Annotated in this window: 8 protein-coding genes; 3 read left to right on the forward strand and 5 right to left on the reverse strand. The window is 42.3% G+C overall.

Features of this window, described 5'->3' with window-relative positions; translation table 11 throughout:
• Positions 1-37 precede the first annotated feature (37 nt).
• From G8O23_RS12885 to G8O23_RS12895, 3 genes are all read right to left on the reverse strand, one after another.
• Entirely contained in the window at positions 38-1,903 is a 1,866-nt protein-coding gene (locus G8O23_RS12885; RefSeq protein WP_166365482.1) for a transporter substrate-binding domain-containing protein, read from the reverse strand.
• 28 nt (positions 1,904-1,931) lie between these two features.
• The gene (locus tag G8O23_RS12890; protein ID WP_166365484.1) at positions 1,932-5,396 is read right to left on the reverse strand and encodes a PAS domain S-box protein; all 3,465 of its coding nucleotides are present in this window, start codon (positions 5,394-5,396) and stop codon (positions 1,932-1,934) included.
• 252 nt (positions 5,397-5,648) lie between these two features.
• Positions 5,649-7,964, reverse strand: a complete 2,316-nt coding sequence (locus G8O23_RS12895) for a GAF domain-containing protein (protein WP_166365486.1) — start codon at positions 7,962-7,964, stop codon at positions 5,649-5,651.
• 162 nt (positions 7,965-8,126) lie between these two features.
• On the opposite strand from G8O23_RS12895, the gene G8O23_RS12900 reads away from it, so the two are divergent.
• From G8O23_RS12900 to dcm, 3 genes are all read left to right on the forward strand, one after another.
• A complete protein-coding gene (locus tag G8O23_RS12900; protein WP_166365488.1) occupies positions 8,127-9,740 on the forward strand; it encodes a M28 family peptidase in 1,614 nt (537 codons plus the stop codon).
• A 95-nt stretch (positions 9,741-9,835) separates the two neighbouring features.
• Positions 9,836-10,684 (forward strand): TdeIII family type II restriction endonuclease, encoded by an 849-nt coding sequence (locus G8O23_RS12905; protein WP_166365490.1) that lies wholly within the window; start codon positions 9,836-9,838, stop codon positions 10,682-10,684.
• The gene (gene dcm, locus G8O23_RS12910; RefSeq protein ID WP_166365492.1) at positions 10,685-12,217 is read left to right on the forward strand and encodes a DNA (cytosine-5-)-methyltransferase; all 1,533 of its coding nucleotides are present in this window, start codon (positions 10,685-10,687) and stop codon (positions 12,215-12,217) included.
• 207 nt (positions 12,218-12,424) lie between these two features.
• Here the strand turns inward: dcm and recA are convergent, their stop codons facing one another.
• Together recA and bcp are read right to left on the reverse strand one after the other, a co-directional pair.
• Complete coding sequence (gene recA / locus G8O23_RS12915; protein WP_166365494.1) at positions 12,425-13,453, reverse strand: recombinase RecA; 1,029 nt, start codon at positions 13,451-13,453, stop codon at positions 12,425-12,427.
• Positions 13,454-13,465: 12 nt separating this feature from the next.
• Positions 13,466-13,918: a thioredoxin-dependent thiol peroxidase gene (bcp, locus tag G8O23_RS12920; RefSeq protein ID WP_166365496.1), complete on the reverse strand. Its 453-nt coding sequence runs from the start codon at positions 13,916-13,918 to the stop codon at positions 13,466-13,468.
• Between the last annotated feature and the right edge of the window lie 245 nt (positions 13,919-14,163).

Below are 14,163 nucleotides of genomic sequence, written 5' to 3' on the forward strand. Positions count from 1 at the left end.
ACTTATTATCGATTCTTATTGTGAAAAATCAATCAAATTAAACCTCACCTTTTAACCTTTTAATCTCCTCCTTTAGCTCCTTCATCCTAATCTCGCGGTTGATGGTGGCCTCGTGGAATCGCTCCAGATCCGAGATGCGCTCGTTAAGCTCCCTAGTTTTCTCAATAACCTTCTCCTCCAGGCTATTTTTTAGGGCAAGTAATTCATCCTCGGCTTTCTTCTTGTCGGTAATATCTAAAAACACCTCAAGCCTAGAGATGGATCCATTGGTATTCTTAAGGGGAATGTCGTACACCTCATATAGTTTACTGTTCTTGTCCGATTCCCAGACCTGGATGCATGCTTCCCCCTGCAGAACCTTATCGTGATTGCAATTTTCACACGGAGAGGTTAAATTGTATAGGTACTCATAGCAAGTTTCTCCCTTATGCTCACCAAATTCTTCAATCATCCGGCTGTTGAGGAATTCGATGTTGTAGTCCCTGTTAATAATATGAATACCCAAAGGGAATTCATCGAGTATCTGCTTAAAGCGTTGGCGCTCGTTGCGGAGGTTCTCCTCAACTGCTTTTCTTTCGCTTATGTCCATTAGGCTACCGTATAATCTAATTGCCTTGCCGTTCAATACCTCAGGTTGACCACTGACCCATATCCATTTCTTGTTGCCCAACGGAGTGTTAACTCTCAATTCCAAGTCGTAGGGTTGTAGTTGGTTAATCGCCTTGTCGATGGCGTTTTTCAACTTCTTGCTGCTCTCCTCATCAAATAGTGCAAGGTTGTTTTTAAGGATAGAGGCGTCATAAGTTTCTGGGTTAACATCAAATATCTTATAAATCTCTTTTGTCCAAACAATTTCGTCTGTTTCAAGATTGTGTTCCCATCCTCCAATATGAGCCACATTCTCAACCTTTTCGAAGAGGCGTTGCTGATTATTTAGTACTGCCAATGTTCTTTTATGCTCTTCAACCTCTTGGCTTAGTTCGGCAGTTCTATTCCTTACCTGTCGGCGAAGGAGCCCAATTACAAAGATAACTAGAAAGATTAATGCTGGAATTAGGATGTATAAGGCTACCCTTACTATTTCCTTAGCGGAGTAGCCTGTTGGTGTGCTGGGGCCAAACCATTTTAGATGAATCTCATCGAACTTTTTGTTTGCAAACACAATGGAAAGCCCCTCGTTAAGCCTCGATAAGAGTTCAGTATTGTCCTCCTGCACAGCGAAACAAAAATCTTGACGAAAGCCAGGGAGCTGAATGTCAAGTGGGATGATGCTCTTAATTCCCATCCTTTTAAGTAGTGCTATTCCCATAACTCGTTGAGTAACCACAGCATCGAGCTCGTTGTTGTTGAGCATACGGAACGCCTCCTCGTAGGTGTACGTTGCGATTGGATGGTCTGCAATATTCTCGCGTTTAACGTACTCTTCAGCATTGTCGCCCTTCATTACCCCAATCCTTAGGTTTTTTAAATCGCTAATGGTTTCGATGTTTATCTTTTTGTTCTCACTTTTTATAAAAATAGCCCCGTGAAGTGAAAGGTAGGGTAGGGTGAAATCGTACAGATGTTCCCTTTCGGGAGTGCGCCCAACGAATGGGAGGGCATCAATTCGGCCTTCGGCTAGGTCTTCTTTTATTTGACTCCAAATACCAATTTGAATATGTGTTTCAATCCCAACTGCTTCGGTGGCTGCTAAAAATAGTTCAAGGGCAAACCCATCGGGGGTTCCATCCTTGTTAATAATGGAGTAGGGTGGGTAATCGGGTTCAACGGCAATGGTAATGGTTTCTATACGCTCACGCTTTAGCGTGTCGGTATCATGAGGATGTGCATTGACACTCTTGGCTATGGATAGTATGGCAAGGAGAAATGTTATTGCAAAGTGGATGAAAAGATTCGCTCTCATAGGTTTAATTTTAAGCGTTAGTTATGCATTAGGAGTTTTCACCCTTTAGGCGTTTAATCTCGTCCCTTAGCTCCTTCATACGAAGCTCTCGATCGATGGTGGCATTGTAAAACCTTTCAAGCTCTTCAATCCTTTCGCTGAGCTCCTTGGTTTTTTCTTGCACTTTAATTTCTAGGTCGTTTTTAAAGGCAAGCAGCTCCTCTTCGGCCTGTTTGCGTTTGGTTATATCGTGTGCTATCCCTTCTACTCTTACGGGTCTTTTATTCTCGTCGTACACCAGTTTTGACTTATCGTAAATCCATACAATACTGCCATCGGGGCGAATAATACGACATTCCCGAACAGTTTCTCCCGATTTCTGTAATTGTTTAAAAGCCATATCTGTAAGGTGTTGGTCGTGGGGGTGAACAATCTCCATAAATAGAGAAGGGTTTTCTAGGAATTCCTGAACACTTCTCCCGTACAGAATTTCCACCGAGGGGCTTAAGTATAGTGGTTTCATGTCGGGCCATGTTAGCGACCACACCACATCGGTAATGTTATCTAAAATCCCGCTTAGCTTCTCTTCGCTTTCTCGGAGAGATTCTTCGGTCTTTTTTCTCATGGTGATATCTTCGGCCACAGCCATTATGCCTTTAACGTGATTGCTTTTGCCGTATATAGGAGCCGTGGATAAGCTAATAGTTATCTTCTCCCCATTTTTCCTCTGCCTAACTAACTCTTTTGCTTTAAAGCCCTGGCCACTCATAATTTGTCTCATATTATCTTTGAACTCCTGCTGTTTCTCTTTTTGAACAATGGGGTTTGACTTCCCTTTAACCTCATCGAAGGTCCAACCAAAGATTTGCTCTGCTGCCCTGTTCCATGAAATGATATTTCCATCTACATCGAGGCTGTAAATGGCAATGGGCGAACTGTCGATTAATGCTTTTTGATATGCTTCGCTCTCCAAAAGTGCAGCCTCGACATTTTTTCGTTCGGTAATATTATGTATCAGTGATAAAATGGACAGCAGTTTACCAGTGCCGTCAACCAATGCAGAATTAAACCAAACACAGTGAACTATGCTTCCATCTTTTGCGTAGTTGCGATTTGAAGAGATGTTCTTGTTTGCCACGCCACTTATAAGGCCACTCATTACCCTGTTTACTTCCTGTGAGTCATCTTCATGCACAAAGTTCCATTCTGCTGGATGTTTGTTTATCACCTCCTCTTCGCTCCAGCCAAAGAACGCCTCTGCCCGGGCAGTCCATCGCTTAACCCTAAAACTTTCATCCCACTCTATTACTGCCAGAGGAGAGTTCTCGATATGATACTTTAGCTGCTGGGTGGCCAGCAAGATTTCTTTTTCGGTCTGTTTTTGCTTTGTAATATCGGTTGATATGCCTAATAATCCGCAAACTTTTTTTCTATCATTTTCGCAATAGATTGGTGTCTTTAATTCTAGGTAAACAGATTCTTCGCCTCGAGAGTTGGTTGTGTGAACCTCCTCTTGACTTTGCTCACCAGCGTATACTCGTTTATCAATGCTTTTTATTGTCTTTACGGTTTCGGCGGAGAAGAAGTCCTCATCCGTCTTTCCAACAAGTTCATCGAGTTGACATCCAAAAAGATTGAGCGTGGCTTGGTTACCAAAAGTATAATGCGAGTTAATGTCTTTCATATATACGCAAGTAGACAATTTGTCAAGTGCCTCTTGCAAAAGGCGCATTTGTTTGCTTGATTCATGGATAGCCTTCTCTGCTCTAATACGTTCACTTATATCTTTAAGCAGAACCTGAATGGCCATTTCGCCTTCATCATAAAACGGGGTTGCCGTAACTTCAACATTTACCTCAGTCCCATCAATCCTTACTATTCTTTCCTTTATGGTTGGTGCGCTTTGATTGTTGAGCAGCATGCTGTCTATTCTTCCTTTGATAATCTCATGAAAGTCGGGATGAAATAACCCCAAGGGTGATTTGCCAATAAGTTGTTTTGGCGAATCTGCCCCGAAAAGTTTAAGGCAGGCTTTGTTTACATATACTACTTCGTTGTTTTTATTAATAAACAAGGCGTCAGGCATAATATCAAGCAAATTGCTATAGCGCTTTTCTCGCTCTTCGAGGGCCAAAATGTTATTGCGAACTTCAGACCGATCGCTAAATACCACAACAACACCAATAATATTTCCCTTGCTATCTTTGATTGGAGCACCGCTATCGGCAATTGGTATTTCCTCCCCATTTTTTGATAGCAACAGGGTGTGGTTTGCTAGTCCAACTATTAACCCCTCCTTTAAAACCTTATCAACAGGATTCTTAATATTCTCTCTGGTATCCTCATTGATTATCTTAAAAACCACTTCTAGCCTTTTCCCTAGAGCGTCTGCCTCATTCCAACCGGTTAGTTTTTCAGCCACGGGGTTTAGCTGCTTAATAAGCCCTTTTTTGTCAGTTGTGATTACCCCATCGCCAATGCTGTAAAGGGTTGCACGGAATAGTTCTTGCGACTCATGAAGCTCAGCCCTTTTCTCGTACAGTTCCTTGTAAATATTTCTTTGCCGATAGTTATGCATCCATGCCATGGCAACCACCACAAGCAGAATGGCAATTGTCACAATAATTGCAATTAAAATTACTCGCTGGTTGAACTCAGCAAAAAACTCATCCTGATCAACTTCGGAGATCAAATACCAATTGGTGTTTGCTATTTTGCTAATGTCTGAAAGCACTTTTTCTCCACGGTAATCAACTCCTTCAAATATTCCCGTATGCCCATTAACTGCTGCAACGGCTGAAACCTTGGATTGGGTGATAGGTAGTTTGAAGGTTAGGCTCTCGTTTTTGATATGTCGAAGATGATTAATGAAGGTAACGCTATCGCCATCTCTTCGTACCAATAAGGTTTCGGCTGTTTTACTGGGCGTTGGCCATTTCTCTATAAGCGGGTATAAAAAATCGGAAGGATCAATACGAAAAACCATAACGGCTATGGTTTTTTGTCCAACACTTACCGGGGCCAAAATCTCATAATGAATAGCGTCGTGGGCTTTGCAGTAATAGATTTCGCTTTTGAAAATTTGTCCTGTACTAAAAACTTGTTTTGAATAGCCTATTGTCGTTGAATCGAGGAAAACAAAGTCTTCATCCATGCTAAAAAGTAGCTGGCCGTTTTCAAGGATAAGAAAAATGTTCTCGTATCTTTTGTTGGTCATAATATGCTCAAGGGATGCTCCTAAAAGGGCTTTTTGAGCATCATTTCCATCAATTGCTCCCTGAACATAGTTTGTGTAGGGGGTGTTCTGGCTAAAGAAAAGTGCTTCGGAAATACGCTCCCTATGCCAATCAACCAGCTGTTTTACCTTTAGCTGGGCAATAGCACTGAGCTCATTGTGCCTATCGATAATTATGGTTTCTTTCTCGTGCTTGTAGAGAAAGAAGCCTCCAACAACAACAAGGGATGTTATTGTAAAGGCTATTATCGTTGAGGTAAATACGCTTTGGGTTCTCACATCGGTATGATTTATACGCACATAATAACATATAAATATATCAATTTTTCAAGTCAAGTCAATGCCTATAGTAATGATCCTCTAATTACCCAAGCTATGGATTGCACGTGATGAGTTTAGCATACAAGCAAAATGCCCAGCCTCAATGCCAGTGAGGCTGGGATGTATACAAGGTTATACTATTCTCAAGAAGTGTAGTGTCTTGTCAGAAACTAATGGTGTAATAGCTAGTTCATTTGGAGATGTTCAATCCTACTTTCCCACTAGTTCGGTAATATCAACCGATACCTCTACAACTTTAAGAGGAGTACCTTCCTCATCGAAAATGGGGTAGCAATGGGCTTTAACGGTAAAGATATTACCCTGCTTATCTTTTCGTTTAAGGATGTTTTTAAACGATTTGTTGTTACGCATATCGTCCAAGAACTGGTTGTATTCAGCGGAGGTAACAACATCTTGATGCTCAAAGAGTATGCTGTGGTGCTGGCCTAGTAGCTCCTCTTTGGTGTACCCGCTGATGGTGCAAAGTAATGGGTTGACGAATGATATTACGCCTTTAAAATCGTACTCTATAACCATGGCCAACCCGCCTATGGCCTCCATGGTCCAGGTTATCTCCTTCTCCTTGCGGCTCATCTCCTCCTGAGTGGCCAGCAGCTCCTCCATATTCTGGCGCATCTCCTCTTCCTGCGCCTGCATCTCCTCGGCCTGTTGCTGCGATTGCTCCAGCAGGAATCGGGTTTTGGCATTTATCTTAACCGTGGCAACGGTTGAGGCTATGCTTTCGGCAATCTTCTCAAGGAAATCGACCTCGAACTGCTCAAATACTTTGAACGAAGCTACCTCTATTACCCCCAGTACAGTCTCGTTCTGCTTGAGGGGTACCAGCAGTATACAGCTGGGGTTAGCCTCGCCAAGCCCCGAGTTTATGGTAACAAAGTTGTCGGGGATTTCGGTTAGGAAAATAGACTCTCCCTCGAGGGCGCAGGCTCCAATTAAACCCTCGCCCATCATAATTTCTGTATCCACAAACTTTTTGCGATCCCAGGCATATACCGACTTTGCCTCAAGGGTTACATTCTTCTTGTCGTCGTCGTTTACTAGGAACAGGGCGCCTTGGTTTCCACCTAAATATTTCACCAAATTTTTAAGTACCTCATCAACAAGTGTTTGAAGATCCTCGTTGTTTTGTCTCAGGATTTCTGCAAACTTGGCATAGCCCTCGTTGGCCCATGTTCGCTTGTTGTCTTCGGCAATACGTATTGCCTCATCCTCTTTGGCCTTCTTAAGGCTATTGCGCATGGCCAGTAACGATTTTCCCAGCACATCGTTTTCGCCAAGCAAATCGAGGTTGCTCTCCAAATGACCCTTGCCAATATCATCGGCAAATGCAGTTTTTTTGTTTAGCCCTTCAATGGTTGTGTTAAGGGCGTTGGCCATAACCCCAATCTCGTCGCCCGAGTTGATGGAAAGGATAAGATCGCCGGATATTTCACCCTTCTGCATCCGATTAAGCGACTTGGTAATGCGAACAATGGGGCGGGTTAATCCATTCGATACCAATATAAGAACCAGCATCAGCAGAAGTAACCCCCCGGCTCCAACCAGTAGCGATACCCTTTGGTTCTCGTATGCTCTCTCGGTAATCACGCTCATGGGTATGCTCAATGCCAACGACCAGGTAGAATAGGAGTCGCCGGCCTGTATGGGCGCATAGGTAACGTAGTGCGACTCGCCATTGCCATCGCCCTTGATGTAGCTGTGCTCTCGCCCCTCGCGAATCACCTCGCCAAGCGATTGGCTTTGGAAATCGTCGGCATAAACCTCGCTGAGGTTTTGGTTTATAAGCTCAGTATTGGGGTGTGCCGCTATAATTCCTTCGGACGAAAGTAGGAAAGCAAAGCTCCCGGGAACGGGCTCAATTTTCGAAATCATATCCTGTAAACTTTCCAGGCTGATATCAAATCCAACCAATCCAAAGTATTTGCCCTTAATCTGGATGGGTGATGCAACGGTGGTCATGAGTACCCTGTCGCTCTTGCCTTTCACAATTTCATCGAAGTAAGGTTCCCAAAGACCCTCCCGGTTTTTTTGTTTAAATGCTCCGTACTTGTCGGGGTCACCGGTCATACTTCGCTCGTCAGTGGTGGTGAGAATCCTGTTGTCCTCCCGCCATACAGTCATACAGTACCTGCCGTGCTCCTTGTCGTAGTTGGGAACAAATCCATAGTATTCCCAGCTGTCCCAAATGGAGTAAACGTGCTTGTTTCCCTCCAGAACAGGAACGTACATTTTCATAAATAGCTCCTGCCAAAGCGATGGGGCTAAATCTTGATAAACGGTAAATGCTTGCGCTAGCGTTCGGGTTACGGCTAGGTCGCGTTCAAACTCCTTCTCAATCTCCTCGGCAACAATTTTTGCCGTGTTACGTGCATTCAAAAAAGCATCGTCGAGCATTGCCTTGCGCGAAGAGGTAACTATGTAGCCAACGGCAACCACATATAGTACCATTGATACGCTCAGAACCGAAAGGAAAATTTTTTGCCTGATATTCAGTCTAACTTTCATAGGGGAGGTTTACTTTTGGTGATACTGAAAAACAACGGCTAAACTTAAATGGTTTTGGCGAATAATCAAAGAAAATTGGCGAGATTAGCAGATGCCCACTGAAAAAAAGTTAATTTTAGTGATTGTAAATAACCCATAAAGTTAAAATTATAGATTGTAGCTATGAAAAACCTTTACCTAATCCTATTGCTTGGTATATTTTCCTGCATATCTAGCCCTAATCTCGATAAGTTAATTGATGCAAAACAGATAGAGCAGGATATACTTGTGCTGGCGTCCGACAGCCTCCAGGGGCGAGCACCACTTTCCGTTGGCGAGCAGAAAACCTTGGCCTACCTCGAGGAGCGAATGATCGGCATTGGTCTTGATCCCGCTTTTGGAGATAGTTACTTGCAGGAGGTTCCCCTTGCCGAGATAACCTCGGCTGCACCCAAACAGATTGAGTTTTCTATAGCTGGCGGTAGGCTGAGCATGGCTGATGGTGAGGATTATACCCTATGGAGCCCTCTGCTGAAGGATGAGTTTACCCTCAACCAGTCGGAGCTAGTATTTGCAGGCTTCGGTATTGATGCGCCCGAGTACAGCTGGAACGACTTTGAGGGAATTAATCTTGCTGGAAAAACAGTGGTGGTTCTGGTAAACGACCCGGGGTTTCATACTGGGGATACTGATCTATTCAACGGTAACGCCATGACCTTTTATGGTCGATGGCCATACAAGTTCGATGTAGCCAATAGGTTTGGTGCAGCTGGATGTATAATTGTGCACGAGGAGGCTGCCGCTGGCTACCCATGGAGCGTGGTGGATAGAAGCGGAAACAATACGGAGTACTACCTGAATAACGAGGCGCTTACAACCAATGTTTGCGGGGCAAATGGTTGGATAACTCGTGAGGCAGCCAGTAACCTGTTCGAGTTTTGCGGCCTCAATTACGAGGAGATGAAGCGTAAGGCAACCGTTCCGGGGTTTAAACCTATACCTATGGGCGCTAAGTTTAGCGCAACAATTCGTAATACTTGGATCGAGTCCAGTTCATACAATGTGGGTGGTGTTATTAAAGGATCGGAAAGGCCCGAGGAGGCTTTGGTTTATACTGCACATTGGGACCACCTTGGAATTGGCGTACCAGTTGATGGCGACTCCATTTACAATGGCGCATCCGATAACGCGGCCGCCATTGCATGGATGCTGGCCATTGCCGATGGGTTTACCAAGTTGGGTAGTGCTCCAGAGCGCTCCATCCTTTTCCTTTCGCCCACTGCTGAGGAGGCTGGGCTAATTGGATCGCAGCACTATGTTAATAACCCAGTGTTTGAGCATAGCAAAACTGCAGCATGCTTCAATAGCGATGTTATACTGTTTCTGGGCCGATTTAAGGATGTTACGGTTACTGGCCTTGGCCACTCCGAACTGGACGAATACCTTGCCGAGGAGGCCGCTAAACAGGGACGGTATATTGCTGAGGATCCAAATCCTGAAAATGGGATGTTCTTCCGATCCGACCAGCTGCCGTTCCTCAGGGTAGGAGTTCCCGCACTATTTGCCAAGGGATACACGCATCAGGTGGAAATGGGCAAAGAGGAAACCCTGAAGGCTGTGGAGAAGTACTGGCGTGTTACTTACCATAAACCTAGCGACCACTACATCCCGGAGGAGCATAGTCTTGAAGGGCTAGTTGAAGATACTAAGCTGTTCTTTAGGTTGGGGCATAAGCTGGCCAACGAGTCGTACTTTCCGAAGTGGAGCAAGACCTCCGAGTTTTATGTGGAGAGATAATCTAACAGTTAATTGTGCGTCATCCTTGGAACAGACAACCATACCAACGAGTTGAAACCTAATCTGAATTTTGTATCTTTGCAAGGCGTATCTAGATGAATAAAATGACAAAAAATAAGCAAAAACGAATTGCCAAAGCCATTAAAGATGTTGTTGCTGAAATGATGGATAGGGTAATGAACAGAGTCCTCATTACCGACCCGTTTATTAAAGAAAACCATCGTTCAAGCAAGCCATTATATGCTGCTTTAGTTCCAGATGAGATTTTTAAAGGTTCTCATTTTGAAAGGCGTTTTGTAACTCCTTTTGGAGGTGTTTGGGAAAAACTTGCACAAGTTGTAGCAATTGAGGCTCATGAAAATTGTCAAATGGGGAAAGTAGTTGAGGGAACAATAGGAAAAGAAAGTTTAAGAAGAATTCAGGAAGTTTTAAACAAACTGGAACATAGTAAAGGAGTAGAAAAAGTAAAACCTGATTGGGAAACAGAATTAAAATATATTAAAGCAGGAGGTGGGCAACTCATCCCTTCCAGTGTTGTTTGTGATATTTTTATTCATAACCAAGAAAGCGATACTCGATACGCTTTTGAGTTAAAAGGTCCTCTGCCAAATAGCGATCAAACAAAAGTAAGTAAAGAAAAGCTTTTTAAACTTTTGGCTATGGAGCCCAAAGTAGTAGACTTCGCTTATTATGCTCTGCCATATAATCCATATGGTAAGAAATCTGACTACAAATGGACTTTTCCTATGCGATGGTTCAATATGCACGAAGATGCATCTGTATTGATAGGCAACGAATTTTGGGATTTAATAGGAGGTAATGGTACATATAGCAATTTCATCAAAGAAATTAATGTGCTAGGGAAGGAATATAGAGAAAGAATATATCGTGAATTTCTTGGAATTGAACCACCTAAAGATTTTGAAGAAGGCATCTTAAAATAAATGAACTCAACTAAACATAAAATAACGCAACAAGAGGAGTTCTCCTTTATTGACCTTTTTGCTGGAATAGGTGGGTTTAAAATGGCATTAAGTAATAATGGTGGATATTGTCTCGGTTTTAGCGAAATTAATAAGGACGCCATTAAAACCTATTGTGAAAATTTTAATATTGGCGAAGAGTTCAATCTGGGTGATATTACAAAAATTAAAGAGTTGCCTGAGCATGATATTCTTACCGCAGGAGTTCCTTGCCAAAGTTGGTCTATTGCAGGTAAAAATTTAGGATTTGATGATGACAGGGGGCAGTTATGGAACGATACAATTTTTCTATTAAAACAATCGCAACCAAAGGCTTTTATCTTTGAAAATGTAAAAGGATTAGTTGACCCGAGAAATAAAAAGGCTCTTCAATATATTTTGGATAGAATCAACCAAGCAGGTTATTTCGCTAACTATTATGTAATAAATTCTTTTAATTATGGTGTTCCACAGAATCGTGTGAGAATTTATATCATCGGTTTTAAAGAGAAAAAATATTTTGATAAGTTTTTATTACCTCCTAGTGTGGATAAAAAAGTAAAACTCTTTGATATTCTTGGAGTTAATTCTAGTTACTTTGCCAAATCGGATACATATGTACAAAAAGATTTATTTGGCAACATTATCGAAGCCAGAGGAATGAGCCTTTCTAAAACGAATGGGTTTAACGACTATTTTTTATTTAATGATTTGAGAAATGGTCATACAACCATTCATTCATGGGATATTATGAATACAACTGAAAGGCAAAAGAAGATTTGTCAATTATTATTGCGAAATAGAAGGAAAAGTGAATTTGGTGATTTAGACGGTAATCCATTATCACTAAAACATTTTCAGCAACTTGACTCTACTATAACACAGGATGAGATTAATGAATTGATTGATTTAGAAATAATTAAAGAAGAGGAATATGCGTTTGAAATTATGAACAATATAAACGTTGATTTATCCGATGAAGAAAACCTTCTTTTATCATATAAAACCGAAAATTTGATTTTTGTTGATAAATTAAAAATTCAAAGAGAAATTAAAGTAAAAAAAGTATCCATTTCGAAGACTCTTGAAAATCTTAAAGATAAAGGAATCATTAAAGTTGCTGAAACTCGCTATGATTTTAAAAACACAAAAATAAGTACTGGCTTATACGGTGTAAACAGAATATTTTTACCTACATCTGACATTTTTCCTACCCTTGTTGCGAGCGATACAAATGATTTTATTACAGAAGAAGTTCTTACTGCGAAAAACAATAATGAATTTAAAGAAAGTTTTATCAACAATATTTATAAACCTAAAAAGTTTAGACGCATTACTAGGTCAGAAGCTTGTTTAATACAGGGTTTTCCAAAAGATTTTAAACTTCCTGAATCACGGTCAAGGTGGATGAAACTTATAGGGAATAGTGTTTCTGTTCCTGTAATTGATAAATTATGTAAGGCAATTATTAGTACTGGCGTATTTAAAAAGATTGATAGTAATGAAAAACCCTGAATTCACCAACCTAGCGCAACAAATGCAATGGTTAACTGCCATTGTAGTGTGTATCTGAGACGTACCTCCTATTAAAGTAGTAGTAACTTGACTAGAAAATACCTCGAAATTAGCACCTAATCATAGCGCCAGCTGATGGGTATTATTAAAAGTGAAGAGGGGTAAACGATCTACAGTTTACCCCTCTTTTGGTTCTGTATCGATGTGTTACTTGATATTCATTGCTTCCCTAATCTTTCCTTGGAGCTCGTCGGCTAGTTCAGGGTTGTCAATTAGAAGGCTGCGTACCGCTTCGCGGCCTTGACCCAGCTTGGTGTCGCCGTAGCTAAACCATGAACCGCTTTTCTTGATGATGTTGTGCTCAACGCCAAGGTCAATGGTTTCTCCGGTTATTGAGATTCCCTCGCCAAATATAATGTCGAATTCTGCTTTGCGGAATGGTGGAGCCACCTTGTTCTTCACAATCTTAACGCGCACACGGTTACCGGTCGACTCATCGCCATCCTTTAGCTGGGCAATTCGGCGGATATCTACCCTAACCGATGAGTAGAACTTAAGGGCATTACCACCAGTGGTGGTTTCGGGGTTGCCAAACATCACACCAATCTTTTCGCGCAGCTGATTAATAAAGATGCAGCAGGTGTTGGTTCGCGAAATACTAGCGGTTAGCTTCCTAAGCGCTTGTGACATGAGGCGTGCCTGTAGGCCCAGCTTGTTGTCGCCCATCTCGCCTTCAATCTCGGCCTTGGGAGTCAGCGCTGCAACCGAGTCTATCACCACGATATCGATAGCGCTGGAGCGAATAAGCTGGTCGGCAATTTCAAGAGCCTGCTCGCCGCTGTCGGGTTGCGATATAAGTAGCGTTTCAACATCAACCCCCAGCTTTTCGGCGTAGGAACGGTCAAAAGCGTGCTCGGCATCAATAATGGCGGCTATACCGCCAGCCTTTTGCGCCTCGGCAATGGCGTGAATGGCCAGGGTGGTTTTACCCGACGATTCGGGGCCATATATTTCAATTACTCTACCTCTTGGATATCCTCCAACGCCAAGGGCAAGGTCAAGGGTAAGCGATCCGCTAGAGATTACAGGAACATCCACCACTGCCTTGTCGCCCATCTTCATAATGGTTCCTTTCCCGTAGTCCTTGTCAATCTTGTCGATGGTGAGCTGTAAAGCCTTCAGTTTCTCCTGATTAATCTCTTTCTTTTGCTTTTTGGTGTCTTTCTCGTTTTCCATTCCTAGTACGTATTATTTAACTATTTGATTTGTATGCTCTTTGGTTTTTACCTTGTCAATAATCTCTTCAATAACACCCTGCTCGTCAATAATAAATGTGGTGCGATGAATTCCATCGAAGGTTTTGCCCATAAATTTTTTTGGCCCCCAAACGCCAAATGCCTTGATAATCTCCTTCTCGGTGTCGGCAATTAGGGGGAACGGTAGGTTGTGCTTCTCGATAAACTTTTGATGCGATTTTTGGCTGTCGGCACTTACACCCAACACTATATACCCCTTGCTAAGTAGCATCTGGTGGTTATCCCTGAGGTCGCAGGCTTGGGCTGTGCACCCCGGGGTGCTATCCTTTGGGTAAAAGTACAGCACTACCTTTTTTCCTGCCAGCTGGCTTAAGTCAATGCTTTCGCCATTCTGATCTATCCCAATGAAACTAGGTGCTTTATCGCCCACTTTAAGATGTGTCATAGCTAATCTCTTTTAGAATTGTAAAGTTAATAAGATTGGTTAGAATAATTCTTGAATTGAACTACAATTTATTAACACCCCGCAACGCTCTTTGTTTGTTGGAGTTTTTAGCTATTTGCTTATAATATCTTTATGTGCCTGCTGTGTTACAGAATGATTGTTATTGATTTGCCATATATGTGGAAAAACTTTTTCTCGCCCCAAAAAAATCAGCTATCATTGCTAGTTGTTTTGTTCCCAACGTT

This window comes from Perlabentimonas gracilis, from assembly GCF_011174675.1.
GTDB classification, from domain to species: domain Bacteria; phylum Bacteroidota; class Bacteroidia; order Bacteroidales; family Tenuifilaceae; genus Perlabentimonas; species Perlabentimonas gracilis.

Bases quoted from the DNA above. Each gene is read 5' to 3' on its own strand.
- G8O23_RS12885 (WP_166365482.1), bottom strand. From the start codon at position 1,903: ATGAGAGCGAATCTTTTCATCCACTTTGCAATAACATTTCTCCTTGCC.
- G8O23_RS12895 (WP_166365486.1), bottom strand. From the start codon at position 7,964: ATGAAAGTTAGACTGAATATCAGGCAAAAAATTTTCCTTTCGGTTCTG.
- G8O23_RS12900 (WP_166365488.1), top strand. From the start codon at position 8,127: ATGAAAAACCTTTACCTAATCCTATTGCTTGGTATATTTTCCTGCATA.
- G8O23_RS12905 (WP_166365490.1), top strand. From the start codon at position 9,836: ATGAATAAAATGACAAAAAATAAGCAAAAACGAATTGCCAAAGCCATT.
- dcm (WP_166365492.1), top strand. From the start codon at position 10,685: ATGAACTCAACTAAACATAAAATAACGCAACAAGAGGAGTTCTCCTTT.
- recA (WP_166365494.1), bottom strand. From the start codon at position 13,453: ATGGAAAACGAGAAAGACACCAAAAAGCAAAAGAAAGAGATTAATCAG.
- bcp (WP_166365496.1), bottom strand. From the start codon at position 13,918: ATGACACATCTTAAAGTGGGCGATAAAGCACCTAGTTTCATTGGGATA.